Raw genomic sequence first — 25,767 nt, 5'->3', positions numbered from 1 at the left:
ACGGACGCTCCATCAGCGATTGGGGTATTTCCACGGACGCTCCCTCAGCGATTGGGCTGTTCTTCCCGACGCTCCGTCAGCTGACAGTAGAAAATACTGGCCACGCTAGACTCAAGTCCATGAACCAGTCCCTGGCGTTCAACGTGTTCTTCCCTTTTGACGAGGACGGTTTTCTGGTCCTGGTTTCCCCGGAGCACTATGACGGTTTCGTTGGGGCAGACTGGACTCTGTCACAACTCCTGGACCGGTTCGTTGAGCAAATGAACTTTGGCAACGCCTTCATCGCCTATCCAGGAGACGACGCTGCCAATGAACCATTCCAGCTGGTGAACCGGCATGGTGCTGGCAGGATTGTCCGGGAGGCGTCTGGCACACTACGGGTGGGCGCCGCCGGCTTGCGGCTGACGAGTTATACGCAGCTGACCATGGCGGCACAATTTCAGGACGAGGACGCTGCCGAACCACAAAACAGCCTGCACCTGCCGTGCGCCCCGGGCGTGAACCGGGTGTCACTGCGTGAATTGGCCGGTGCCGTCTCCTCGTTTGAACTTGAGATCCAGCCGACGGACAACGCGACACCAGTGCAGCACAAGACAGTCCCCTGGTTTGGATCATGATGCTGCATGGGCGGTGCCTCTCCCTCAGCGGCAGGGGATGATGAATCCATGAGTATCGCCAAAACAATTATCCTGTTCGCACTTGCCGCTGTGGCTGAAATTGGCGGTGCCTGGCTGATCTGGCAGGCCGTGCGCGAAGACAAAGCGTGGTGGTGGGCCGGATTGGGCATTATTGCGCTGGGCGCCTACGGTTTCATTGCAGCCATGCAGGCAGACGCCAATTTTGGCCGGGTGCTGGCCGCCTACGGCGGGGTTTTCATTGCCGGTTCACTTGTCTGGGGCATGATCGTGGACAAATTCACGCCCGACCGCTGGGACATCATCGGCGCCCTCGTGGCTCTGGCTGGCGTCAGCATCATCATGTTCGCGCCCCGCCCGGTCTAGTGTTCGCGCCCCAACCGCACTACCCGCTCCCACCACTGACCTCTCCCCCACAGCCCGTGAAGATGCAGTAGTTGCTAATGTTTCTCGCAATCATTAGCAACTACTGCATCTTCGCGGGCGGGGCGGGCGCGGAGGGGCACAGCGGAACAGTGTAGAAGCATGCACCCGATAGGATTGAACACGTGAAAAACGTCCTGAAAGTATCCGCCGTCTGCATCTACGATCACGACGGACGGCTCCTCACAGTCCGCAAGAACGGCACCGACAAGTTCATGCACCCTGGCGGCAAGCCCGAACTGGGCGAGAGCGCAGCAGAAGCCGGGTCTCGGGAGCTGTCCGAAGAAGTGGGCCTGGAGATCGCCGCCGCAGACCTCAAACTCATGGGTGTTTGGCACGGCACCGCCGCCAACGAAGCCAACACTGACATTGAGGCGACAGTCTTTACAGCCCCCGGGAAATGGAACGCCGATTCGGTAGTTCCGGCAGCCGAAATCGCAGAACTGCGCTGGATGTATCTAGACGCCGCCGCGGACTTTGACGACCTCGCCCCGCTACTGACCGAGTACGTCCTCCCCCGGCTGAGCAACTAGTCGAGGCTACCTTGCAGGAAGTACGACGGCGACGAGGAAGTCAGCCTTGCTGCGGACCGAGGTGGCTGTAGGCGAGCTGGGCGAGAGCTGCAGCCTGGTCGCCAAGGACACCGTCGTCGAACAGAACGCGTGGCGAATGATTGAACTCGGCGGTGGCCAAGTCCAGCCCCTCAGGTGAGCAGTTCAGGAACACGAATGTACCGGGAACTTCCTCCAGCACGAGCGAGAAATCCTCCGACCCCATGATGGCTGTTTCCATGTCCACGGCACGCTCCTCCCCGAACTGGGCACGCAGGGTGGTGAGGGTATCCGCCGTCGTACTTGGATCATTTCGGGTGACCGGGTAGGTGACCACGAATTTCACGTCGGCGGTACAGCCGTGCGCTGCGGCAATGCCGTCGGCCAGCCGCTTGGATTCCGTGGCGAGCTTGTCAGTGGAAGCCTTGGACAGGGTCCGCACGGTGGCTCCCAATGACGCCGATTCGGGAATGACGTTGAGCCCCTCGCCGGCGGACAGCTGGGTAACCGAGATGATGACCGGGTCAAAGGCGTTGAATTTTCGGGTCGCCATGGTCTGCAGGGCCGTACCGATCTCCAGCAGCGCCGGGACGGGATCCTTGGCGCTGTGCGGCTGTGAACCATGGCCGCCCACCCCGTTGACGGTGATGTGCAATTCGTTGGCACCGGCCAGGATGGGGCCCGGCTTGGTCATGAATACACCTCTAGGCCCCGGCCCCACATGGATGGCGTAGGCGGCAATTGGCTTCTCCCCCGCGGCGTCAAGGAGCCCCTCACCCAGCATGACGCCGGCCCCGTTGTACCCTTCCTCGCCGGGCTGGAACATGAAGATGACATTGCCGGCGAGCTCGTCGCGGCGGGCGGCCAGCAGGCGGGCGGCTCCCACCAAGCCGGCCACGTGGAGATCGTGCCCGCAGGCGTGCATGTAATCGTTGCTTGAGGCGTAGTCCAGCCCTGTCAATTCCTTGACGGGCAGGGCGTCCATGTCGCCGCGCAGGAGGACGGTGGGCCCAGGCGCGGCGCCACGTAGCACGGCGACCACAGAAGTAGTTTCCTGACCGAGCGTGATTTCCAGATCCAGCCCGTCAATGGCGGCAAGGACCTTCGCCTGTGTCCGGGGCAGATCCAAGCCAATTTCCGGGTTCCTGTGAAGATCGCGGCGAATGGCCACCAAATCCCCGAGAATTTCGGCTCCGGATGCAATGAACGACATGTAGTACCTTTCAGGTGGTGCAGGAAACACTGCTGTCCCACAGAAGATACATCCTTAAAGTTCCACTTGGCCCGAGGCAGGGCCGCCTTGCTGATAGAAGCCCTAGTTGCCTTCCGGCACCTCGGCGTCCGCAACGGCGGCCACGGCCTGGGCAAACTGGGTGTCGTGCAGTTCCGCATAGCGCCCACCGGCGCCAATGAGCTCATCGTGCGTGCCGCGCTCAACAATGCGCCCAGCCTCCAAGACCAGGATCATGTCGGCGGAACGGATGGTGGAGAGCCGGTGCGCGATAACCAGAGCCGTCCGGCCTTCCAAAGCCTCGCCGAGCGCGGCCTGCACGGCGGCCTCATTCGTGGAGTCAAGAGCGGCGGTGGCTTCATCAAGAATTACGACGGCGGGCTGCACCAGCAACAGGCGCGCAATGGTCAGACGCTGACGTTCACCGCCGGAGAGCCGGTAGCCGCGCTCCCCCACCACGGTATCCAGACCGTCGGGCAACGCCTCCGCGAAGGCCGAGAGCCGGGCCCGGTTCAGTACATCCCAAATCTCCGCATCTGTGGCGGTGGGCTTGGCCAGGCGCAGGTTGGAGCGAATGGATTCGTGGAACAGGTGCCCGTCCTGCGTGACCATCCCAACGCCGGCGCGGAGGCCATCGAAGGACAGCTCCCGCACGTCCACGCCCCCCAAGCGCACGGTGCCGGAATCGACGTCGTACAGGCGAGAGAGCAACTGCGCGATGGTTGACTTGCCAGCCCCCGAGGAACCCACCAGCGCAATGGTCTGGCCGGGCTCGGCGCGGAAGGAAATCCCGTGCAGCACGTCCTCACCGCCGCGCGTGTCCAGCACGGCAACATCTTCGAGCGAGGCGAGCGAGACCTTGTCAGCCGACGGATAGGCGAAGCGGACGTCGGAGAATTCCACGGCAAGCGGACCCGCTGGCAGCACCACCGGCACGGGCTTTTCGGCAATCAGCGGCTTCAGATCGAGAATCTCAAACACCCGGTCAAAGGAGACCAGGGCGCTCATGATGTCCACGCGCGCATTCGCCAGGGCGGTGAGCGGAGCGTAGAGGCGCGTCAACAGCAGGGCCAGTACGACGACGTCGCCCGCGTTAAGCGTGCCACCGATGGCTAGAGCGCCACCCAAGCCATACACGAGCGCCAGTGCCAGGGAGGAGACCAACATGAGCGCCGTGAAGAACACGAACTGCATGATCGCGGTGCGCACGCCAATGTCGCGGACCCGGTTGGCGCGCGAGGCGAACTCGCGGGACTCTTCGGCGGGGCGGCCAAACAGCTTGACCAAGGTGGCTCCGGGGGCGGAGAAGCGCTCTGTCATTTGCGTGCTCATATCGGCGTTCAGGTCGGCGGCCTCGCGGCGTAACCCAGCCAGTCGGCGGCCAAAGCGGCGGGCAGGCATGAGGAAGATCGGCAGCAGCACCAGGGCTAGCAGCGTCACCATCCACGAGGTGTTCAGCATGACAATGAGCGTCAGCACCAGCTGAACAGAGTTGGAAACAATGCCTGAGAGCGTGCCGGAAAACGCCTGCTGGGCGCCAATGACATCGTTATTGAGTCGGCTCACCAGCGCGCCCGTGCGGGTTCGGGTGAAGAAGGCGATGGGCATGCGCTGCACGTGGTCGAACACGGCGGTACGCAGATCCAGGATGACCCCCTCACCCAGATTCGCAGAAATCCAGCGGATCACTAGCGAGAGCCCGGCATCCAAAACCGCCACGATCGCAATGAGGCCTGCCAGCCGCACCACCACATCCACGGCAGATTTCGCCACAATGGCATCCACCACCTGGCCAGCCAACACCGGAGTGGCCACCGCAAGCGCCGCCGAGATAACCGACAACACCACAAAGACCAACAACTTGCGGCTGTAGGGCTTGGCGAACAGGATGGTTCGGCGCAGGGTGTCCTTCGAGATTGCGCCATTGGACTTGTCCGAGCGCATGGTGCTCCAAAGTGAGCTCCAGGCCGCGCCTTCCATACTCATGCGTGTGTTCCTCATCATTAAGTGGGCAAGCTATAAGCCTAAACGCCCGGCCCGGCCTTGGGAATTCCCGTGGTCCGATTCCGCTGCAGGCACGCTGCAGGCACGTCTTGGGCACGAGATCCACATCACCAACATCATTGTGGCTACTTGGAAGGAAATATTGCCACTCGTTTTGTGGTTCCACAGTGGTAGCGTCCAAAGACGGACCCGCCGCGAGTTAAAACCTCCGCGGCAATTCACAATTGAGCATCAGCAACAGCTAAGGAAACATAGAAATGAATCGTCGCAGCTTTGGAGTCGTCGGATTACTTGCAGCAGCTTCGCTGGTCCTGGCGGCGTGCGGCGGCACTTCGGATACGGGTACCTCTACTGGCGGGGACACGTCCCTGAGCAGCGTGAAGGAAGCTGGCGAGATCGTGTTCGCTACCGAGGGCACCTACAAGCCGTTCAGCTACCACGAAGGCGGCGCCGGCGATCTGACCGGTTACGACGTCGAGGTCGCCAAGGCTGTTGCCGACAAGCTCGGTGTGAAGGCCAAGTTCGAAGAAACACAGTTTGAGTCCATCTTTGCCGGTCTGGAAGCCAGTCGCTTTGACGCCGTCGCCAACCAGGTGACGGTCAGCCCCGAACGCCAGGAACAGTATGAGCTGTCCACCCCGTACACGGTTTCCCGTGGCGTCCTCGTTACCCTGGAAAGCAACACGGACATCAAGTCCTTTGACGATCTCAAGGACAAGACCACAGCCCAGTCGCTGACCAGTAACTGGTACGCGCTGGCCACCTCCAAGGGCGCCAAGGTGGAAGCCGTTGAAGGCTGGGCCCAGGCTGCCGCCTTGTTGCAAGAAGGCCGTGTTGATGCCAGCGTCAATGACAAGCTCACGGTTGATGACTACTTCAAGAGCACGTCTAACTCGGGTTTGAAGATCGTCGCAACAACTGATGAATCCTCCGATGCCTCCATCGCCTTCCGCAAGGGCTCCACTGCCCTCAAAGACGCCGTTGACGTGGCGCTGAAGGATCTCGGCACAGATGGCACTTTGACCAAGCTAAGCGAAAAGTTCTTCGGCGAAGACTTCAGCAAGTAAGCGACGGTTCCGAACCCGCTAGAGTTCAGCCATGGACTTTAATCTCTTCTGGAGTTCCTTAGGCCCCATGCTATTGGGCGCCATCAAGGGCACCATTCCACTGTCACTGGCCTCGTTTGTACTGGGCTTGCTGATCGCGCTGATCATTGCTGTCATGCGCATTAGCTCGAACAAACTGGCCAGTGGCGTGGGCCGGGCCTACGTCTCGATCATCCGCGGCACTCCCCTGTTGGTACAGCTGTTCGTGATCTTCTACGGGCTGCCCGCAATCGGGGTGAAGCTCGATCCTTGGCCCAGCGCCATCATCGCTTTCTCCTTGAATGTGGGCGGTTACGCGGCCGAGATCATTCGCGCCGCTATCCTTTCGGTGCCCCGCGGCCAGTGGGAAGCTGGGCACATGATCGGCATGTCACGCAATCAGACGCTGCTGCGGATCATCTTGCCCCAGGCCGCCCGCGTGTCCGTCCCGCCGCTGTCCAACACCTTCATTTCGCTCGTCAAGGACACCTCGCTGGCGTCGCTGATTCTGGTCACCGAATTGTTCCGCGTAGCCCAGCAGGTGGCCGCTTTCAGCCGGGAATTCATGCTGCTCTACCTTGAGGCTGCTCTCATTTACTGGGTCATTTGCCTCGTTTTGTCGACTGCCCAGACCCGTGTGGAAAAGAGGTTGGACCGCTATGTTGCCCACTGATACTGAAGCAGTCCTGCAAGTTCGTGGCCTGACCAAGGCGTTCGGCAGCAACACCGTGCTGCGCGGCATCGATCTCGTTGTCCCCCGCGGCAAGGTGGTGGCACTCATTGGCCCGTCAGGTTCGGGCAAGACCACCATTCTGCGTTCCCTTAATGGACTTGAGATGCCCGACGCCGGAAAAGTCACCGTAGGTGCCCGGGACGCCTCCACTGAACAAGCGCTCACCGTTGACTTCGGTGATGCCGCGGCCTCAAAAAAAGCCCGGGCTGCTGAGGTTGCGGCGTTGCGTGACCGCAGCGCCATGGTGTTCCAGCACTACAACCTCTTCCCGCATAAGACTGTCCTGCAAAATGTCATCGAGGGCCCGGTTCAGGTGCAGAAGCGTCCTCGCTCTGAGGTTGTGGCCGAGGCCGAAAAGCTGCTGGCGCGCGTGGGCCTGGCGGACAAACGCGATGCTTACCCCTTTGAACTTTCCGGTGGCCAGCAGCAGCGTGTTGGTATTGTGCGCGCCCTAGCGCTGAAGCCGCAATTGCTTCTGTTTGACGAGCCCACCTCGGCCCTTGATCCTGAGCTGGTGGATGACGTCCTTGCCGTTATTAAGGAACTCGCTGACGAAGGGTGGACCATGGTGATCGTGACCCACGAGCTGGCCTTTGCCCGTCAGACAGCCGATGAGGTGGTCTTCATGGACGGCGGCGTGGTGGTGGAACGCGGTCCGGCCAGTCAGGTCTTGCGCAACCCCAAGGAAGAACGCACACAGGCGTTCGTGCGGCGCCTGCTTCACGAAATCTAGGCCCTGCATCCGATGGGGAGGCCACCCCATCGCCAACGGCGCACGACATGACATATCTTGGTACAAAGTTGCTTCACGTGCCGGCTGGAGGTTCCAGCCGGCACATATTACGACCTTGACCCAGGGGAAACACATGACTGAATCATCCACGGCACGCCCCATCATTTTGCGTCGTGTGCAGATGAGCACCGCCGCCTGGACATTGCTGTGCGAATCAACCAGCGCCACGCTGGGACTTCCCACCACCGGGCCCGCAGAGGCTACCGAAGCCCCCGCTAGCCTCAGCGAAGAGGCCACAGCTGCTGGCTGGGCAGAACTGCATACTTTGAATATGTCCCCGCTGCCAGGTGAGGTCACGCGGCAGTGGACGGGCGCCGTCGCACTTCTTCTAACGGCTCCCATCACGGTGACGGCGCGGGGCACGTACAACGGTGTCAGTACCACCAGCGCTGTGGGGCTGCGGGCCGGGCGCGGGCTGGCCGTCCACCAGCGGCATATCTCTGAGCAGGGTCCGGCTGGCACCACCATCACCGGTAGCGAGGACAGCATGGAAATCACGCTGTTCAACGAGGAGAACGTGTGGGGCGCGGTGTCCCGATTGCTGCCTCCGTTGGACGTTGTCCGTGCTGGTGCTCAAGCCGCGACCTTGAACTCCGAGCCGTCGGTGGTCATTGGCGCAGGAACCCCGCCAGCGTCGCTTCCTGCCGAGGACGCAAACATCACGCTCAGCGTCACCACTGTAGCGCCCGGGCTTCCGCCACGGGTTTTCTCCGGCATGTGGTCGGTACAGGGCCAGACGCTCTATTCGGTGACCACCCGCTCCACACCATCCAGCCCAGACGCCAGCGGCGAAGCCCAGGAAGTGAGACTGACCGAGGTGCCCGCCGGACACATTGCCCACGAGCTGGTATTCGCGGTGGTCGGAGCACACGACGCCCTGGCAGCGGCTGAGGCTGCAGCTCCGGCTGCTACTGAGGGAGACGCCCAGTGAGCACGGGGATGCAGGGGCTGGATCCCGCGGACTGCCGCGAGCTCGTCAAGATACTGAAAAAATCGGCCGCCCAACTGGAGCAGGCGGGAGCCTCTCTCGGCCATACGGTTGCTCGCACGGGATGGCACGGCCCGGACAGCCAGCGGTTCCGCGCACAGTGGCCGGCGAACAGGAAACGCTTGAGCACCACGGCCCGGGAATTGGAGGACGCGGCAACCCAACTGCTGCGTGAAATTGCTGAGCAGGAACGCGCCAGCGCTGTGGATACCGGGGGCGGTGGCAGCCTGTGGGATGACATCGTCGACGCCGGCCGCGACTTGTGGGATGACGTCACTGATGGCGTGGGCAACGTTGTGGACGGCGTCCATGACGCCGCTGACAACGTGGTTAATGCGGTTGAGGACGGGCTCAGCTGGATTGCTCAGCAGATTGATTTTTCCGCTATCAATAAGGCTGCCACCACGGGTGCCGGGCATTTGAGTCATTTTCTGGGCATGGCCGGCCAGTGGCTGGACGGCAATCCACCCTCGCTGGCTGGAATTGTGGCCTCGGCCGGTCTGGTTCTGGGAAGTAGCTTCAGCACCGGAGTGAGCGTCCTTACCGGCGGGCACGTCAACCTCAATCTTTTCGAGGACGGACAGCCCTATGCTGGGGAACCGCAACCTGTCAGCGATAGTTCCGATCACCAGTTACAGCTTCCCAACTCCATTAGTTCCATCTTTGGCGGTGTCGAGGACGCCTACAACGTGGCAGGAACCCCGGGCACACCAGACGGGGATGTGCGGGTCGTCAGTGTGGAACAGCCTGACGGCAGCATGGCCTACATTGTCAACATCCCCGGCACCGAGACGTGGGGGATCAACGGCAGCGGGCAGGGCAGAGACCTGACCAGCAACTTGATGGTCATGGCGGGTCAATCCAGCTCCGCCCAAAGGGCCATCGAGCTGGCCATGCAACAGGCAGGCATTCCACCGGGCGCACCGGTTTTGCTGGCTGGACACAGCCAGGGCGGCATGATCGCGGCAGCCCTTGCCTCTGACCCCGGTTTCATGGATCGGTACAACGTCACCAATGTGGTGACAGTAGGTTCCCCCGTGAACGGTGTGGACATTGACCCGCGCGTCCACGTGCTTGAAGCGCAGCACCAGGGCGATCTTGTTCCAAAGCTCGATCTGGGTGGGCTGGACACCAACTTCAACATGCCGGGCACTCCGCCCAATGTCACAGTTGTCACCATGGATGACCCGCCACGTGATGCTTTGGGCAACATCCTGCATTATGCGCCGTCGCCTATTGGCAATTTGGTCCAGGACGTCCGGGATGTCTCCACCAATCATGCAACGGACCTATACAAGAATGATTTGGCCAACACCTCGAAGTACCCTGGCATAGGCTCGTACGAACAAGATCCATCCATGGATGTCTTCCTCAGCAACGATCCCGACAGAGTGAGCGCTGTAGACATCCCCGTAGGCCGGAGGTAAATCCACCATGGGTATAAAAGCTCGCAGATTGCGTATGGTTCTTCTTATGGGACTCTTCGCAGCACTTCTGGCCGCCTGCTCCAATGGTGGTGCATCCTTTGTCAAAGACATGGACGCCGCACTGGCCGACGTCCCCGGGGTAGTTCACGTCAGCACCAACTACAACACCAACAACGGGATGAGCACACGCATCACAGTCCGTATCACTGCCTCCGCGAATGCCTCCTTGGAATCGGTGCTCTCCGATTCTCTGCACACCTTTGCCGACACCTCCGGCTCCACTAGGGGCACCATCTCAGTGTCCTACTACGTCTTCACTGAGGGTGATGAGGAAAACGGCATCCGGCCCTCAGCGTTAGGGCTCCCCGTCACACCCACTGTGGATCAGATCAGGGAATTCGCCACCGGGGCGCACTAACCGGGTTACCGAGAAATCCACCGAAATTTCAAGGTTCAGCGATTTCAAGGTACAGCCGCGGAACGTTCTAAGATTCAATCCTGGACCTGCGAATCGCGGCAACCCCCGCTCGCAGAGCGTCAACAGCAATACCGAGCTCCCGGCGTCCGGTCTTGCCAACGCCCAGGACATTGACAAAGGCATGGACGTGTCCGGCAGCGATCTGCCGCGTGACAGGAGTTCCGGCCGCTTCAAGCTTATTGGCGTAGGCCAGCCCCTCATCGCGCAGCACGTCAAACCCCGCGACCACCACGTGCGCTGGCGGATGTCCGGCCAGCTCGGCCAGGAGGGGTGAGACCCGAGGATCGGTGGCTTGCTCGGGGTCGCTCAGGTAACGCTCCCGGTACCAATCCATTTTGCTGCTGGTGAGGAAGAAGCCTTCGCCGAACAGTTCATACGAGCGTCGTTTCCTCGAAAAATCCGTCGCTGGGTAGAACAACAGTTGGTAATCCGGCGCACCCACATCAAGCGTCTCGGCGCATACCGCCGCGCTGAGGGTACCGCCGGCACTATCACCGGCCACCACAACAACCTCGCCCCATTGCTGCTGTGCCCGCACCCACTTGTACGCGTCAATGGCGTCTTCGAGCCCGGCCGGGAAGCGATGTTCCGGCGCCAGCCTATAGTCCACCGAAATCACTGCCACGTTCACCTGGGCTGCAATGTAGCGGCACACCGAATCCGCGGAATCGAGGCCACCCACCACCCATCCTCCGCCATGAAAGTAGACCACGGCAGCGTCCACCGGGGCGGCTGGATCATTGATGTAAACGCGGGCACCCACCGAGCCTGCACGGGTCGGAATAGCAATGTTCCGCACTTGCCCCACCGGAGTATTCAAGCCAAGCAACAGGGCCGCATCCTCGGTCTGTTCCCGTGCTTGCGCCAAGGAGAGATCTTCCGATTCCGGGAGCGTATTGAGCAGCCGCAACGCCATCTGTATTTCCGTATACAACCGTTGGCCATCAATCTCAATGGGCTTGCCGGCGATCAGCTGCTGAACCGCTTCCGGCAGTGCGGCGACCGCGCGAATGGCGCCTCGCAGTGCACCGATCGAAAGCGCACGGACCGAACCTGAACTTTTCGGCATGTAGTTCTCCTCCTCAGCCCGCAGAACCCCTGGTCCACAAACTACAGACCACAGCTACCGGACTTTCAACTGTGGCGTCATCCTACGCGCCCCGGATGCGTGTACACGTTTAAGGTGCTGCCGCGGCTGAAACCCACCAAAGTGATCCCCGCGGTTTGGGCCAGTTCAACGGCCAGGGACGACGGCGCACTCACGGCCGCGAGCATCGGCACCCCTGCCATCGCTGCCTTTTGAACGAGCTCAAACGAGGCCCTTCCCGACACCTGCAAAATGGTATTGGCCAGAGGAAGCTGCTTTTCCCTGAAGGCGGCACCCACCACCTTGTCCACGGCGTTATGCCGGCCCACGTCCTCGCGCAATGAGAGGAGCTCCCCATCCGGAGCAAACAGCCCCGCCGCGTGGACGCCGCCCGTCTTTTCAAACAACTTCTGTTGTTCCCGCAGCGTGTCAGGCAGCGCTGCAAGGACAGATGCTGACAGGAGGATCTCATCCGCGGGCGCGGCGATTCTAAAGTGCGATGACTTGTGCACCGCGTCGATGGAGGCCGTACCGCAAATCCCGCACGCGCTGGAGGTGGTCACATGGCGTTGGGCGGCCGGTAATGGCATGGCCACATCGGGGCGCAGCTGGGCTTCAACCACGTTGAAGGTCTGCTGCCCGTTTTCGTCCTCGCCGGCACAGAATCGCAGCGAAATCAGCTGTTCGGGTTCAAAGATGATCCCTTCCGAGACGAGGAAACCTGCCACCAGGTCGAAATCATCGCCCGGGGTGCGCATGGTGACAGTGAAGGACTCGTGCCCTAAACGAATTTCGAGGGGCTCCTCTACGGCCAATGCTTCCTCGCGTACAACTCGGCGACCATCGGTGATGTTGATCTTGGTGGCCTTGACCCGGCGGATGAGCCGTCCCATGTAAGTCCTTTCAAAAAACTAAAGCGTCTAAGATCAACAGTAGATGCTCCACGATGAAGGGACACTCATGGTTGGCAAAGCGCCCCACGAAAACATTGACGAACAAAAACTCTCTGTTGGAAGTGTGAAAAAGAAGGCCGTAGGTATTCCAGGCGTTGTTCACTCCTTGGATATCTCGTTCAAGCAGATGGGCCCCTTCCGCGCTGCACGAGCCTTGCTGCAAGTCAACCAAAAAGACGGCTTTGACTGCATGGGCTGTGCTTGGCCCGAATCCGATAAGCGGCACAAGGCAGAATTTTGCGAAAACGGTGCCAAAGCTGTTGCCGAGGAGGCAACTAACAGGCGTGTGCCGCCGTCGTTCTTTGCAGAGCACAGCGTTAGCGAGCTGCGCGAATGGGACGATTTCCGGCTGGGCCAGCAGGGCCGTCTGACCGATCCCATGTACCTCGCCGAAGGCAGCGAGCACTACGTCCCTGTCTCGTGGGAGCGTGCGCTAGGGATTTTGGCGGATGAGCTCAAGGCGCTCAAGGACCCCAATGAGGCCATTTTTTACACGTCTGGGCGCACCTCTAACGAGGCCGCATTCCTCTACCAGCTGATGGTGCGCGGGCTCGGCACGAACAACCTGCCCGACTGCTCCAATATGTGCCACGAGTCCAGCGGTTCGGCCCTGACGGAGACCATTGGCATTGGTAAGGGATCGGTGTCGCTGGAGGATATTTACCAGTCCGAGTTGATCCTCATTGCGGGCCAGAATCCGGGCACCAACCACCCCCGCATGCTCACGGCGCTGGAGAAGGCCAAGCAAAACGGTGCTGTGATTGTGGCTGTCAACCCGCTGCCAGAAGCCGGGCTGATGAACTTTAAGAACCCGCAGACCATTCGCGGTCTGGTGGGCGGCGGCACGGATCTGGCCGACGATTTCCTGCAGATCAAGCTCGGTGGCGACCAAGCCCTGTTCCAAGGTTTGGGCAAGTTTCTGCTCGAGGAACAGCGCCGCCCCGGCTCCCCGCATGCCGGACGCGTGTTCGATACCGCCTTCATTGACTCCCACACCACCGGTCTGGGCGAGTATCTGGAACAGCTGGAACACGTCAGCTGGGCCGAGATTGTCACGGCCACCGGGCTCACCGAGGCGCAAATCCGGGCCACCGGGGCACGCCTCATCATGTCCAAGGCCACCGTGGTCTGCTGGGCTATGGGCCTGACACAGCACAAACACTCGGTGGCGATGCTCCGCGATGTGGTCAACGTGTTGCTGCTCCAGGGCAACATCGGCAAGCCCGGCGCCGGCGTGTGCCCGGTCCGCGGCCATTCCAACGTCCAGGGTGATCGCACCATGGGCATCTTTGAGCGCATGCCGGATGCCTTCCACGACGCCCTCGATGCCGAATTCGCCTTCTCCTCTCCCCGCCCCCACGGCTTCGACACGGTGGCCGCCATCGAGGCTATGCGTGACGGTCTGGCAGGGGTTTTCCTGGGCATGGGCGGCAACTTTGTCCGTGCCACTCCGGATTCGTCTGTCACCGAAGCCGCACTGAATAAGCTCTCCCTGACGGCGCAGATCTCCACCAAGCTGAACAAGTCCCACCTTATTACGGGCCGTTCTGCCCTGATCCTGCCCACCTTGGGCCGCACTGAGCGTGATGCTCAGACCAGCGGCGATCAGCGAGTCACGGTCGAAGATTCCATGAGCGCCGTGCATGCATCGCGCGGACGGCTGGCTCCGGCGTCGGATAATTTGCTCTCCGAGGTGGCCATTGTGTGCCGTCTCGCGCAGCTGCTCTTTGAAACGGACGACGGCGGCACCCGCCCGGGTGCGCCCCTCGCCGACTGGGCCGCGATGGCTGGCGACTACAGCCTGATCCGCTCCCATATTGCGGCTGTGGTCCCCGGATTCGAGGACTTTGAGGCGAAGATCGACGTACCTGGCGGCTTTGTCTTGCCGCACGGTCCGCGAGATTCCAGGTCCTTCAGTACCCATTCCGGGCTGGCCCACTTTACGGCCAATGAGTTGGAGTACCCGCGGGTGCCCGAAGGCCGGCTGCTGTTGCAGACCCTGCGCTCTCACGACCAGTACAACACCACCATTTATGGCAAGGATGACCGTTACCGCGGCATTAAAAACGGGCGCCGCGTGGTGTTTGTGAACCAGCAGGACCTGGATTCCTTCGGCATAGCCGACGGCACCATGGTGGACCTGGTCTCGGAATGGAAGGACGGTGTGGACCGCCGCGCCCCCAACTTCCGCGTCGTGGCCTACTCCACCCCGGTAGGTTGCGCCGCCGCGTACTACCCCGAAACCAACGTCCTGGTCCCGCTCGATTCCAAGGCTGATGTCAGCGGAACCCCCACGTCCAAGTCGGTGGTCATCCGGTTGGAGCCCGTGGGCTGACCGCCGTTTCATCGGTCCGTGAGCCCGTGGGCTGACCGCCGTTTCATCGATCCGTGAGGAATGGTCGCTTTGACGGATCAAAGCGACCATTTCTCACGGATCGATGGCTGCGAAGCGGCATTTCCTCCCTGCACGCCGCAATGACGCCCACCGGACGGCCCCGTTGCTTCCTCCACAGGGCCGCCCTCCGCCGTTCTGTTCACAAATCCACCAACCATGGTGGATTGGAACGCGGACAAGACCGTCAATGGAAACATGAGAACTCCAAAACCGCTTCCCCTCCACCTTGTTGGTAGACCATTCACGCTCCCTCAAGCGCGGCAGGCGGGTGTTACTCGCGGCCGAACTCGAGCATCAGACCTTTCGACGCCGTACCGAGACGTCCGCCTGCCTCACCCGGCGGATGTCAGCCTGATTGAGCGCTGCAGGGCAATCGCCTCCGTGACTCCCACAAGTCTGATCAGCCACATCACGGCAGCCAAGCTCCATGAGTTTCGGCTCCCGTTCCGGTACATGAACATGGAAGACATTCACGTATCCAAGAACCTGGGACTGGGCAGGCCACAGCGCAACCGGGTTTACGGCCACGAATTATCCTTGGCGGCAACTGACTACGCCTTAGTACAGGGCATTCCAGTCACGTCCGTGCAACGAACACTTCTAGATATTGCACCCGAGCTCTCCGTTGATGAACTCGTGGCCGTTGCAGACCAAATTGTCTGCGCCCACAACCGTAGTTTTGGCCCGCCAAAGCTCCCGTTGGTGGAAATCAGTGAACTGCGCGCCTACATTGCTCAGCACCGCGGACTGCGCGGAATCCGGAAGTTGGTGGCAGCGATGGAGCTGGTCCGGGTCGGCTCGGATTCAGCACCTGAGAGCCAGCTCAGGCTGTTTATCCAGCGTTGGGCCCTTCCTGAGTTCATGTGCAACTATGAAATCAAGGACGCCACGGGGACTCCCCAAGTTGCTCCGGATTTGTCATGCCCGCGTTACCGCACCTGTGCCGAATATGATGGCGGCCATCATTTAAGTCTGGAGCAACAATCCAAGGACCATGACAGGAACTTCCTCACCACTTCCCTTGGATGGCACCAAAGCGTGATTAACAAGAACGACATGGGCAATGGTGGGCTGGTAGCCGTCACCAAAATAGCCCGAATGCTGGTTCTCGGAGGGTGGGACGATCCAGCGAATCTAGCCAGGCGCTCACTTCTCGGTCAGCTGCATGTCCGCAAGGACTTCACATGACTGCGAAGCACCCTCTGGTCATCGATCCGTGAGAAAAGGTCCCTCTCACCACGCAGAACAGCCTTATCTCACGGATCGATGCGGCGGCGCAGAGTTTGGTACCGGGGGCCAGATACGGCCGCGCAGCCAGTCCAGGGTCTGCTCCCAGAAGGTGTCCTGGTAGCGGCCGTGGAACAGCGCAAAATGTCCCAGTGCGCTCTCCCCGTAATCTGCCGGCAGCAGATGGATCGCGCGAGAGGGACTGTTGGGCGTGTAGGAAAGCGCCCGATTCATGGCGGGAAGGGTGGCGTATTCATCATCATTGGGCGCCAATGCCAAGATGGGGGCCCGCACAGCAGCTTGGTGGGCTCGCAAGGAATCGCGCACGGAGCCGGAGGCTGCCGTTGGGAAGTCCTTGCGGGATCGTGCCCAGTCAAGAGCCACCCCAGCGGGCAGATCCTCCATGAGACGCAGTCGCTTGGCCGGAAAATACCCCATCACGGCAACTAGCGGCAGCATCACCGCGGCACGTCCCCAGTGCCCGGCCTTACGCCGCAGTGTGAGATCGCCCCAGTAAGCATGCTGGGCGCCGACCGTCAGTATGCGTGAGAGCCCGGCCGCATGCTCCGCCAGTCCCACACCGAACCCTCCGAAACTGTGGCCAACGAAGTTCACGGGCAACTCGTCCGAGCGTTCCATGGCCCAGGCCAAGACGGTGTCAATATCCTGGCAGCCCCACTGGTACCAGCGAATCTTTTGCCCACGCAGTGAACCACCCCGGGATTCGCCAATCCCCCGGTAGTCGAAGGTGATGGCTGTAAAACCGTTTGCCGCCAAGAACGCCGCGTAGCGGTGGTAGTAAGTGGCCTTGACAGCCGTGGCAGAGGCGATGACAACGGTGCCCCGCCGTTCCACGCCGCGGGGCACGTCAAAGACAGTGCCATGCAATGCCCGGCCGTCGGGGCAGGTAAAGACCAGCTCCGAGCCGGCACTCATTTCCATGGCAGGACCATTGCGGGCAGCGGCTCCCCCATTTTGGCTCCGTGCGGCGGCACGGCCATGACGCCGTCGGCCGCTGCAAGACCGCGCATCATGGCTGAATCGGTGTGGGCGCACGGCGAGGCCAGGCCATAGACCAGACGATAGGGCATGATGCGGGTGAGCCCTGTGTTTTCCTTGATGGGTGAGCCACAAGGTACCTCGGTGAGTGCCGGCATCGGCAGGCTCCCGAGTCGGGCCAGCAGCGGTGCGCCCAGGGTCATGAGCCCAACCATGGCTGCCAGCGGGTTGCCGGGCAAGCCCACGACGAAGCGCCCGTCGGGTAGTTCGGCCAGCAACGTTGGGTGGCCCGGGCGCATGGCGATGTGCGGAACGTGGAAGGTGCCACCCATGGAGAGGATGGCTTCGCGGAGGAAGTCGGCGCTGGAATGTCCGGTGGCGCCGGTAGTGACCACCACGTCGGCAGGATCGTCCTCGTCGTCGGCCAGGGCGTCCAGCATGGAGGCAAGGGTGTCGGCGGCGCGCTGCAGACCTACCACCGTGCCACCCATCATGCCGACCACGGCACCCAGCTGCGGGGAGAACGCATCGCGCACAAATCCGGGTTCGGGAATTCCTGCGGCAACCACCTCATCGCCTGTCAATACAATCTTGACGGCAGGGCGGCCAAGCACACGCAGTTCGTCGAGACCTCCCAGCGCCGCCAATGCCACATGGGCAGGATTCAAGGTGGTGCCGGATTTGATCAGCAATTCACGTTCCGGCGCTTCTTGGCCGGCGGGGCGGATGTGTTGTCCGTTCTTCGGCTCCCCCGGGCGGGCGCCGGCGCCAAGAATCAAAACTGGCAGGCCGTCGTCGTCCTTGGAAAGCTCACCCGACTCGCTGCGCAACACGGCCTTGGCACCCATGGGAATCAGACCGCCGGTAACAATGGGAACGGCCTGGCCCGGGGACAGCCGGCTGCCCGGCTGGGCCAGAATCCACGGGGCACTGCCAGTAACAGCCCAGCCGTCCATAGCCGAGGAGGCGTAATGCGGCATGGCGTGAGCCGAGAATACGTCCGCGGCGAGGATTCGGCCCACTGCCAAGGACAGCGGAACCGGATGCGCCGTTAGTGGTTCGGCCGCATTCCAGGCAACATCGCGCGCTTCCTGCCAGGTGTGGGGCAGCACTGTGTGGGGCAGCACGGCAGGAGGCAGCCCTGTTGAAGACAGTGCCGATTCTTCGGCAGCATCCGCAGTAGAGCTGGCCGTCCCCGCGGAGCTGGTGCCCTCCCCCATGGAAACGCTATTTTCCGGCTGAGTTCTCGGCGGCGAGTTCAACGGCTGGAGCCTGCGCGGCCGCCAACTGTTTTGCCAAACCGAGGGCAGCCTTCATGGCCTTAGCCTCCGGAGCCTGGCCCGAACCCGCTGCCAACCCGGCAGCCAGCCCCGCCACGAACGTGGTGAGCGGCGCGGCCGGACGCACGATCGAGTGCGCAGCGACGCCGGCAACATTCAGCACAGCATGAATGTCTACCTCGATGTCCCCAATTTCAAAGGCTTCCAACAACTTTTGGGTCCATTGTGCCAACAGCTCATCATGATTTTCCAACAGTGCGCCTTCCGTACCGGCAGACCCCGCCGCGATGCCCTGCGTGCGGGCGTCCGCCCAAGTGTCAATGTCGGCCGTCAGTGAAGCTGGGACGGCGCATTCCTTCATGCTCAGACTAGCAACTAGGGAGAAAACCGACGCGTTATCCAAACGGTGCGCCGCCCGCGCCGCAACTGCCGCAGCCCGCAGCTGCGCCAATGGATAGATGGCTGCCAGCGGCTGCTTCTTCCCGTCGGACACCGCCATGACACCTTGCCCGGGATAACAGCCGCGCAATTCCTGAGCTAGCAGCTGCGCCAGCTCATCGACATGCGGCATGTCGCACGCCAAGACCAACACATGACCAGAGTCACCGTCCAAGACCTCGACACCCGCAGCAATTCCGGCAGCCGGCCCGGAAAACGGCGGATCCTCCTGGACCCGCTTCACCCCACTGGCGTGTTGGACAGTCTCGAGCCACCGACTAATCTTCTCTCCGGGACCCACGACGGCGATGCCTCCCACCGCTGTGTCCGCACCGAGCGCTGCGTGTGCGCCTTCAACGGCGCTGCGAAGGTCTGCGCTCGGGTGGGCTGCCGTCCGGAGGATGGAGCTCTTATGGGTGGAGATTACGTGGGAAGCAGCATCGACGGTGCGTGCCAGCAGTGTTTGGCCGTCCAATATGAGTCCAGCTTTGGGTACGCTGCCAAGCCTGCGGGAGAGCCCCCCAGCGAGAATGAGCGCACGCAGGGGTTCTTTTTGATGCTCAGTCATGTGGCCATCGTATCGGTCCGCTGGGTGGAGACGCTTCCTTGTCAGCCCCCGTCTGGGGATGCAGGCTCAAGTACCTCACCCGGGGGTACATGCCTGATGGCCACGTGATGGCAGATCAGCGAGACAAAAGAGAACTATCTGGGCTACGTGCTGGAGAGATTCGGCCGCGATGGGCGCAGCACTGCGTGGCGGTTCAGCATTGCAGGACGGGAGCAGCTCTCCGCGATGGGCGCAGCAGTAGAGGAACCCTCCGACCTTTTGCCGGACAGCTGCCGTTTCAGGCAGAGTACTAATCCTGCTGGCCAGCATCACCCAACGGACTGGCCCTTTGGCTGATGCCAAAGATTCCAGGCCCTGGCTCCTAATCTATTGGACAGCGATGGCCCTGGACGGTCTGCCCTGACAGGAGTGGTGCGCCGCACTAAGTGCGGATGCAGGTTTAAACCCCAGATTTAAACGCCAAAGCCCCGTCAAATGACGGGGCTTTGAGCAAAAAGCTGGTGAAACTTAGTGACCCACGGCGATGAATACGGGAGCGGAAGCTCCAGGAATGGAAGCTCCTGCAATCTTCGTGGTTCCCTGGTAACCGCCGTGAACTGCCTGACCGTTGCCAATGTAAACAGCGATGTGAGCCAAGCCCACGCCACCGTCTGCATAGTAGATCAAGTCGCCGGGCTGTGCTTCGCCCTGAGAAATGTTCCGGCCCTTGTTCAGGTAGTCACCGGGCCAGCCAACCCAGGAAATTCCAGCAGCAGACAGAGCGTTCCGGACAAGCGCGGTGCAGTCCTGACCAACGCCGAGCTGTGCCAGTGCGGCGCTGGCGATGATTGCGCCGACTCCGCTGGGAGTAACTGACTTAGGGGCTTCTGCCACAGGGGTTGTGGTTGTTACAGTCGGGGCTGCAGCCGGAGTGGCTTCAGCAGCAACAGGTGCTGCGGCTTCAGGAGCTGCTGCAGCAACAGGTGCTGCGGCCTCAACCTGGACGTCGCTGGACTGTGCCTCTACAACTACCGGCTCTTCAACAACAGGAGCAGGGGTGGAGGTGATAGCGGGGGTGGCGAAGGAAATCTTCACCGTCGATGCTGCCGTGATCCCGGAAGCAAGTCCCGTGTTCAGGTTCATCGTTGTTGCACCGTCCGAAACGCGCTCCACAGTGGGAGTAGCAGCGTTTGCGGCGATACCGGAAGTCAGTACCAGTCCTGAGGCTGCTGCGATGACAGCTGCCTGACGACCAACCCCGCCGACATTGGAAGTGACGGCTTTCGTGAGGGTGGAGATCGGACTGGTCTTAACAACCTCGGCGCGGTGGCGCCCGAGGGCAGTAATTGAAGCCAAGAAGGATTCCTCTCCCAAAGCCTGCGAGGTAAGCTGTCGGATTCGGATGGGAGTCACCCGGCCGCTCCACGTGGACTCACTGTTCAGGAATTGCTTCCTCATCAGCGATTGAACGCTTTGCGACTTCACCCCTAGGGTTTCGCAAAAAACACGAATCCCGATTATTGGTTCCCCCGCCCCTGCCAGACGATTGATACGAACGGACCATGAGTAGTGGCAGAGCTAGGCAATCGACTCATGCGCGCCAGCTTTATTCGAAGTTGGCGCGATTACGACGGTACAGCAGAATTTTCCTAATGTCACGTTCAGGTCACGGTCCTGTGACGAAGTCGTAATCAAGAAGGGGGTGTGGAGGAATTAAAGCCAACCCTTGGGGTCGACAACCTCGTCGTCAATGATGACCTCAAAGTGGAGGTGGGGACCGGTGGATGCGCCGGTGGAACCGCTGAGTCCAACGATGTCTCCGCGTTCCACTTTCTGCCCGACCTTCACCACGTTGGAGCTCATGTGGTTGTATGAGGTGGAGAGGCCGTTGCCGTGGTCGACAACTACGCGGTTGCCACCACCGAAGTCGTGCCAGCCTGAGAAGGTAACGGTGCCGCCGGCGGCTGCGAGTACTTCTGTGCCACTCGCGGTGGCGTAGTCCTGGCCGGTGTGGCGCTCATCGATCTGACCGGTAATGGGGCTGATGCGGTTACCAAAGGGTGAGCTTTCAACCAAGGTCTTCAGCGGCGCTGACAGCGTGCCTTTGGAGGCCTGCGGGGTCACGTTAGATGCGTTGACCTCCAGCGTTGCCTTGAGCTGGCCGTCCGGGTTCAACGCACTGTTGATATCCGGCGTAGCGAAAGTAATGGGGATCGCAGAGCCCGCTGTGACCTGTGTTTCCGCGGAAACGGCCGCTGAAGCCTCCAGGGGAATGTCTTCGGCAACATGCGCGGAAGGCAGTGTGACAGCCAGGACCAAGCCTGTAGCTGCCATGGCAACGCCCATTTTCTGACCGGCGCCGCTGGCGGCTCCGGCACGCAACAGCGCTGCTACTGAAATGCTGGATGGGGCAGTTGCACGCTCTGCGGCAATTGCTTCCCGGCGACTGCCGGGGACTTTCATAAGCTCAGGCATTGCCGGCGACGACGCGCGGCGGCGTCCCCGTGTTTTGACCTCTGACACTAAAAACCTCTCTGATTAAGCACCTGCGAAGTTAGCTGTCGGATTCGGATCAGAGAGTGTATCTTTTGACCCGGCCCAAAGCTCTTAGGCACACGCGTAGTCAAGGCGCAGTCAGCAATGAAGCTGCGTCTAGGCGTTTTGCGTGTATTGCATTTCGAGTGTGGGCTTCACCCCAAGACGGACAATTAGTCCATCAAAAGTGGTTCCCCCGCCCCTGCCTGAATATTTACTGTCCGTGCTGCGAAGGCAAGGTTCGGTGTCGCAGTCCGGTAACGCTTTGGTTACGGCGTCAGATTATTACTATACGGTACGAGCGGTAAACGTAATAATTCCGTTACCTGTTTCATCAATAGTGCTATGTCAAGAAAACTGTCAGCTCATGGAGACAAAAACGTGAGAAGCAACCTCTGGCGGCAGCTCCAATGCACCCTCAATACCGGGGACTCGCACGGAGATGTATTCCCCCACTTGTTCCAAGGAAATACGGGCCCCAGGGCGTAATCCACCCTCATCCAATTGGAGCAGTAGCTCGGGCTCCACCTGTATCCTTTCGGACAGCCTGTGAATGATGACTTCTTGATCGGGTGCATAGCTGCTCATAGCGTCAACTAGTGTGACCAATCCCGCAGCAAAAAGGGGAGCTACGTCTCCACCAAGCTCCTCCAGACCCGGAATCGGGTTGCCATAAGGAGATTCCTTGGGTCGACCCAAAAGATCGAACAGGCGCTGTTCAACCCGCTCGCTCATGACGTGTTCCCAACGGCAGGCTTCCTCGTGCACAAAGGCCCAGTCCAGCCCAATGACATCGGAGAGCAGCCGCTCGGCCAGTCGGTGCTTGCGCATGACCCGGGTCGCCTTGTCACGGCCATCTGCCGTCAGCTCCAAGTGCCTGTCGCCAGAAACTATCACCAGGCCATCGCGTTCCATTCGCCCGATGGTCTGGGAAACGGTGGGGCCCGAGTGGTGCAAGCGCTCAGCAATACGCGCCCGCAAGGCAACAATGTTCTCCTCTTCCAACTCGAGGATGGTCCGCAGGTACATTTCAGTTGTGTCGATCAGATCAGCCACGGCAGCGTCCTCCTGTTATTGGGCAAGATTTAAGGCATAAGACATCATGTCTACGTTATCCTGCTTCGGCCCGTCCCGGGAAACCCACCGGCGCTCGGCTTTGCACAGTTGTGTTAATACGCCAGTTGCTGAGACATTTTTCCTCTGGACCGACTTCATACGGCAGAATTGGCAACAGCCCCTGGCTCAATACACACCTTCCATCGCTTAATTTTGGAGCAACTCGTGAGCGAATCCACGCCCCTCACCATCCCTGCCAACCTGCGACCGGCCGACGGCCGCTTTGGCGCTGGCCCGTCCAAGGTTCGTCCCGAGCAGGTTGCGGCGCTCTCCGCGGCCGGTACCACCCTGCTGGGCACCTCCCACCGTCAGGCCCCCGTCAAGAACTTGGTAGGCGATGTCCGCAGCGGTCTGAAGCAGTTCTTCAACGCTCCCGACGGCTACGAAGTGATCCTCGGCGTTGGCGGCTCCACCGCGTTCTGGGATGTGGCAACATTTGGTCTCGTTGAGAACAAGGCTCAGCACCTCTCCTTTGGCGAATTCGGCTCCAAGTTTGCCGCTGCCACCAACAACGCGCCGTTCTTGGCTGCGTCCTCCATCATCAAGGCTGAGCCCGGCACGCGCCCTGTGGCCGTCGCCGAAGCCGGCGTTGACGCTTACGCCTGGCCCCAGAACGAGACCTCCACCGGTGTTGCTGCCCCCGTGAAGCGCGTTGCTGGTGCCGATGAAGGCTCATTGGTCCTGATCGATGCAACCTCCGCAGCAGGCGGCCTGGCCGTTGACGTGAGCGAGAGCGATGTCTATTACTTCGCCCCCCAGAAGAATTTCGCGTCCGACGGCGGCATCTGGCTTGGTCTGTTCTCCCCCGCAGCCCTTGAGCGTGCAGCACGCATCGCCGCCTCCGACCGCTGGGTTCCGGACTTCCTGAACCTCAAGACGGCCATTGACAACTCACTGTTGAACCAGACGTACAACACGCCTGCGCTCTCCACGCTGGTGACCTTGAACACCCAGGTCCAGTGGCTCAATGACAACGGCGGCCTGGACTTCGCCTCGTCCCGTACGGCTGATTCCGCCGGCCGCCTGTACACCTGGGCTGAGGAATCCGCCGTCGCCACCCCGTACGTGGTAAACCCGGAAGACCGCTCCAACGTCATTGTCACCATCGACTTCGACGAGTCGGTTGATGCTGCAGCTGTTGCCAAGGTGCTGCGCGCCAACGGCATCGTGGACACCGAGCCTTACCGCAAGCTGGGCCGCAACCAGCTGCGCATCGCAACCTTCGTGGCTATCGATCCCGAAGACATCACGGCACTGACCAAGTGCATCGACTACGTCATTGAGAACATCTAGTTCCCAAGAGTCAAAAAGTTAAGGCCGCTTCCTGGAAAGGAAGCGGCCTTAACTTTTTTGGTTCTTTATCTGCCCCCAGGCGACTCACCGTGAGTGAGACCCGAGCGCAGCAGTTGAGCTAGTTATTCTCGTCAGCGCCATCTTCAGAATCAGAATCAGCGTCGTCGAAACCGTCAGCGTCGTCACCTTCAGGGGTCCCGGAAACGTCCCCCGAATCAAATGAATCAAAGGCGCCGGAATCAACAGTGCTGGCGTCAGCACCGTCGTCGTGCGCTTCCGTCGCATCCCGCTCGGGAGAAGTACCGGCGGCCTGCTCAGCGGCATCGTCCTGCTGGTCTTCGGGACGAACCCGCTCGGCCCACGGCACCCAGGCGGGCGCCAAAACGGATGCTTCGGTGGGCAGCATGCCCACCTCGTTGACGGTGGACTCCTTGCCGCGCGAAATACGGCTCAGCGAGGCGAACCACACCCAGCCGGAGTACCCGGGCTGGTGGGACTCGAACAAGTGCGTCACGCAGCGAACACCTTCACTGCGCGCGCCGAGGTGCTTACCAATGGCCGAATCGCTGGCAATGGTGGCCAAAGCAGCTCGGGCAGTACTCACATCAGCTGCGAGAAAAGCGTCAGGCTTACCCACACGCCACACCGGAATACCGGGCAGCGCTTCGGGATTATCAGCTGCATCGGCAGCTGTAGTGCTGGGAATTTCGGTCATGGTGGGCACCGTTACGCGTCGAAGTTGTCGGCAACCTTGCGCAGCGCAGCAGCAATTTTGCTTGCGTCGCCGTCAGGATACTTGCCGTTATTGAGAGAACCAACAGAGTGCTCAAGCAGCGAAACCAGGTCCTGAACAATCGGGGCCAGATCGCGGGCGGGCATGCGCTTGGCCTTGGCCACGGAGGCGCTATGGTCAAGTATTTTCGCAGCCATTGCCTGGGCGCCCTTGCGTCCGTCGGCCACACCAAACTCCATGCGCATTCCGGGCTTGATGTCACTGACATCAGCTGGGAGGGCGTTGGCTCGCAGGAAAACCTCACGACCGTCGTCGGCCGCAATGATGCCAAAACCCTTTTCGTTGTCGTACCACTTCACTTTGCCGATAGGCACTGTCATTACCCCTTAAAAGTTGAAAGTCGAGAACTGCATTCCATACCTGTGCGGTTGCTCTACGCCGTTCCCGGTCCCGGGAATCTGGCGGGCGGTGCCTGCAGCGGCAGGTTGCGCAGCTCTACTGAGTACTAGGTTACCGTGTTGGCGAAAACTGCGCGGCTTTGTGCCTTTCCTGTCCGCTGTTAGCGTTATGTTCATGAGCCCCCTTTATTCCGCCCCGCAGCGTGTGAGCCGCGGTTGGCAGCTGTTCAACTACACCGCCATGGCCATGGCCGTTCTCGCCCTGATCGCCCTGATCGTGGTGTTGATCAGCAAATGGGCTGGCGGCACTCCATGGCCTGGCTTCAACTGGATCGCCATGATCGCCCTTCCGTTGGCCTTTCTCATGATGGGAACCAGCGTCCTGTTCTCCGTGGCCGCCCGCCGCCGCCTCTAGATC

25 protein-coding genes and 2 riboswitches are annotated in these 25,767 nt (G+C 61.0%); of the genes, 13 read left to right on the top strand and 12 right to left on the bottom strand.

What is annotated here, in order from left to right; translation table 11 throughout:
• Positions 1-119 precede the first annotated feature (119 nt).
• The 3 genes from CXQ93_RS00750 (at position 120) to CXQ93_RS00740 (ending at position 1,591) form a co-directional block, all read left to right on the top strand.
• Positions 120-617: a hypothetical protein gene (locus CXQ93_RS00750; protein ID WP_104108590.1), complete on the top strand. Its 498-nt coding sequence runs from the start codon at positions 120-122 to the stop codon at positions 615-617.
• A 48-nt stretch (positions 618-665) separates the two neighbouring features.
• Positions 666-1,001: a YnfA family protein gene (locus tag CXQ93_RS00745; RefSeq protein ID WP_104109138.1), complete on the top strand. Its 336-nt coding sequence runs from the start codon at positions 666-668 to the stop codon at positions 999-1,001.
• 182 nt (positions 1,002-1,183) lie between these two features.
• Positions 1,184-1,591 (top strand): NUDIX domain-containing protein, encoded by a 408-nt coding sequence (locus tag CXQ93_RS00740; RefSeq protein WP_104108589.1) that lies wholly within the window; start codon positions 1,184-1,186, stop codon positions 1,589-1,591.
• Between the two features lie 40 nt (positions 1,592-1,631).
• Here the strand turns inward: CXQ93_RS00740 and CXQ93_RS00735 are convergent, their stop codons facing one another.
• Complete coding sequence (locus CXQ93_RS00735) at positions 1,632-2,822, bottom strand: M20 family metallopeptidase (RefSeq protein ID WP_104108588.1); 1,191 nt, start codon at positions 2,820-2,822, stop codon at positions 1,632-1,634.
• A gap of 102 nt (positions 2,823-2,924) precedes the next feature.
• The gene (locus CXQ93_RS00730) at positions 2,925-4,826 is read right to left on the bottom strand and encodes an ABC transporter ATP-binding protein (protein ID WP_104108587.1); all 1,902 of its coding nucleotides are present in this window, start codon (positions 4,824-4,826) and stop codon (positions 2,925-2,927) included.
• A gap of 275 nt (positions 4,827-5,101) precedes the next feature.
• Here CXQ93_RS00730 and CXQ93_RS00725 point away from each other — a divergent pair, with 275 nt between their 5' ends.
• From CXQ93_RS00725 to CXQ93_RS00700, 6 genes are all read left to right on the top strand, one after another.
• On the top strand, positions 5,102-5,911 hold the full coding sequence (locus CXQ93_RS00725) for a transporter substrate-binding domain-containing protein (RefSeq protein WP_104108586.1): 810 nt from the start codon (positions 5,102-5,104) through the stop codon (positions 5,909-5,911).
• 31 nt (positions 5,912-5,942) lie between these two features.
• On the top strand, positions 5,943-6,602 hold the full coding sequence (locus CXQ93_RS00720) for an amino acid ABC transporter permease (RefSeq protein ID WP_104108585.1): 660 nt from the start codon (positions 5,943-5,945) through the stop codon (positions 6,600-6,602).
• A complete protein-coding gene (locus CXQ93_RS00715) occupies positions 6,589-7,395 on the top strand; it encodes an amino acid ABC transporter ATP-binding protein (protein WP_104108584.1) in 807 nt (268 codons plus the stop codon). The genes CXQ93_RS00720 and CXQ93_RS00715 overlap by 14 nt, the downstream gene beginning before the upstream one ends.
• A 133-nt stretch (positions 7,396-7,528) precedes the next feature.
• A complete protein-coding gene (locus tag CXQ93_RS00710; protein ID WP_104108583.1) occupies positions 7,529-8,386 on the top strand; it encodes a hypothetical protein in 858 nt (285 codons plus the stop codon).
• Entirely contained in the window at positions 8,383-9,870 is a 1,488-nt protein-coding gene (locus CXQ93_RS00705) for a hypothetical protein (RefSeq protein ID WP_146073122.1), read from the top strand. The genes CXQ93_RS00710 and CXQ93_RS00705 overlap by 4 nt, the downstream gene beginning before the upstream one ends.
• 46 nt (positions 9,871-9,916) lie before the next feature.
• On the top strand, positions 9,917-10,288 hold the full coding sequence (locus CXQ93_RS00700; RefSeq protein WP_104108581.1) for a hypothetical protein: 372 nt from the start codon (positions 9,917-9,919) through the stop codon (positions 10,286-10,288).
• 67 nt (positions 10,289-10,355) lie between these two features.
• On the opposite strand, the gene CXQ93_RS00695 is transcribed toward CXQ93_RS00700, so the two are convergent.
• Positions 10,356-11,417: an alpha/beta hydrolase gene (locus tag CXQ93_RS00695; protein ID WP_104108580.1), complete on the bottom strand. Its 1,062-nt coding sequence runs from the start codon at positions 11,415-11,417 to the stop codon at positions 10,356-10,358.
• Between the two features lie 77 nt (positions 11,418-11,494).
• A complete protein-coding gene (gene fdhD, locus CXQ93_RS00690; protein ID WP_104108579.1) occupies positions 11,495-12,328 on the bottom strand; it encodes a formate dehydrogenase accessory sulfurtransferase FdhD in 834 nt (277 codons plus the stop codon).
• Positions 12,329-12,395: 67 nt separating this feature from the next.
• On the opposite strand from fdhD, the gene CXQ93_RS00685 reads away from it, so the two are divergent.
• Positions 12,396-14,723 carry an FdhF/YdeP family oxidoreductase gene (locus CXQ93_RS00685; RefSeq protein ID WP_104108578.1) on the top strand — a complete coding sequence of 776 codons (2,328 nt, stop codon included), beginning with the start codon at positions 12,396-12,398 and terminating at the stop codon, positions 14,721-14,723.
• A 441-nt stretch (positions 14,724-15,164) separates the two neighbouring features.
• A complete protein-coding gene (locus CXQ93_RS00680) occupies positions 15,165-15,971 on the top strand; it encodes a hypothetical protein (RefSeq protein ID WP_181035998.1) in 807 nt (268 codons plus the stop codon).
• A 63-nt stretch (positions 15,972-16,034) separates the two neighbouring features.
• On the opposite strand, the gene CXQ93_RS00675 is transcribed toward CXQ93_RS00680, so the two are convergent.
• The 6 genes from CXQ93_RS00675 to CXQ93_RS00650 all read right to left on the bottom strand — a co-directional run bounded on the left by CXQ93_RS00675 (position 16,035) and on the right by CXQ93_RS00650 (position 22,865).
• Positions 16,035-16,952, bottom strand: coding sequence for an alpha/beta fold hydrolase (locus CXQ93_RS00675; protein ID WP_104108577.1), 918 nt, complete (start codon positions 16,950-16,952; stop codon positions 16,035-16,037).
• Positions 16,943-18,229: a molybdopterin molybdotransferase MoeA gene (locus tag CXQ93_RS00670; protein ID WP_104108576.1), complete on the bottom strand. Its 1,287-nt coding sequence runs from the start codon at positions 18,227-18,229 to the stop codon at positions 16,943-16,945. The genes CXQ93_RS00675 and CXQ93_RS00670 overlap by 10 nt, the downstream gene beginning before the upstream one ends.
• A gap of 7 nt (positions 18,230-18,236) precedes the next feature.
• Positions 18,237-19,295: an NTP transferase domain-containing protein gene (locus CXQ93_RS00665; RefSeq protein WP_104108575.1), complete on the bottom strand. Its 1,059-nt coding sequence runs from the start codon at positions 19,293-19,295 to the stop codon at positions 18,237-18,239.
• Between the two features lie 507 nt (positions 19,296-19,802).
• The gene (locus tag CXQ93_RS00660) at positions 19,803-20,630 is read right to left on the bottom strand and encodes a C40 family peptidase (protein WP_258068502.1); all 828 of its coding nucleotides are present in this window, start codon (positions 20,628-20,630) and stop codon (positions 19,803-19,805) included.
• Between the two features lie 4 nt (positions 20,631-20,634).
• Positions 20,635-20,836: riboswitch (cyclic di-AMP (ydaO/yuaA leader) on the bottom strand.
• A 151-nt stretch (positions 20,837-20,987) separates the two neighbouring features.
• Positions 20,988-21,749: a M23 family metallopeptidase gene (locus CXQ93_RS00655; protein WP_181035997.1), complete on the bottom strand. Its 762-nt coding sequence runs from the start codon at positions 21,747-21,749 to the stop codon at positions 20,988-20,990.
• A gap of 52 nt (positions 21,750-21,801) precedes the next feature.
• Positions 21,802-22,063, bottom strand: a riboswitch (cyclic di-AMP (ydaO/yuaA leader).
• 106 nt (positions 22,064-22,169) lie between these two features.
• Positions 22,170-22,865, bottom strand: coding sequence for a metal-dependent transcriptional regulator (locus CXQ93_RS00650; protein WP_104108572.1), 696 nt, complete (start codon positions 22,863-22,865; stop codon positions 22,170-22,172).
• A gap of 225 nt (positions 22,866-23,090) precedes the next feature.
• Here CXQ93_RS00650 and serC point away from each other — a divergent pair, with 225 nt between their 5' ends.
• The gene (gene serC, locus CXQ93_RS00645; protein WP_104108571.1) at positions 23,091-24,218 is read left to right on the top strand and encodes a phosphoserine transaminase; all 1,128 of its coding nucleotides are present in this window, start codon (positions 23,091-23,093) and stop codon (positions 24,216-24,218) included.
• Between the two features lie 118 nt (positions 24,219-24,336).
• Here the strand turns inward: serC and CXQ93_RS00640 are convergent, their stop codons facing one another.
• Both CXQ93_RS00640 and CXQ93_RS00635 read right to left on the bottom strand, forming a co-directional pair.
• On the bottom strand, positions 24,337-24,933 hold the full coding sequence (locus tag CXQ93_RS00640; RefSeq protein ID WP_104109137.1) for a DUF3027 domain-containing protein: 597 nt from the start codon (positions 24,931-24,933) through the stop codon (positions 24,337-24,339).
• 11 nt (positions 24,934-24,944) lie between these two features.
• Positions 24,945-25,325: a cold-shock protein gene (locus CXQ93_RS00635; RefSeq protein WP_062294029.1), complete on the bottom strand. Its 381-nt coding sequence runs from the start codon at positions 25,323-25,325 to the stop codon at positions 24,945-24,947.
• A 199-nt stretch (positions 25,326-25,524) separates the two neighbouring features.
• On the opposite strand from CXQ93_RS00635, the gene CXQ93_RS00630 reads away from it, so the two are divergent.
• The gene (locus CXQ93_RS00630; protein WP_146073121.1) at positions 25,525-25,764 is read left to right on the top strand and encodes a hypothetical protein; all 240 of its coding nucleotides are present in this window, start codon (positions 25,525-25,527) and stop codon (positions 25,762-25,764) included.
• The last annotated feature ends 3 nt before the right edge of the window (positions 25,765-25,767 follow it).

The organism is Arthrobacter sp. N199823 (assembly GCF_002929705.1).
GTDB lineage: Bacteria > Actinomycetota > Actinomycetes > Actinomycetales > Micrococcaceae > Specibacter.
This window is presented reverse-complemented; position numbering and strand designations above follow the sequence as displayed.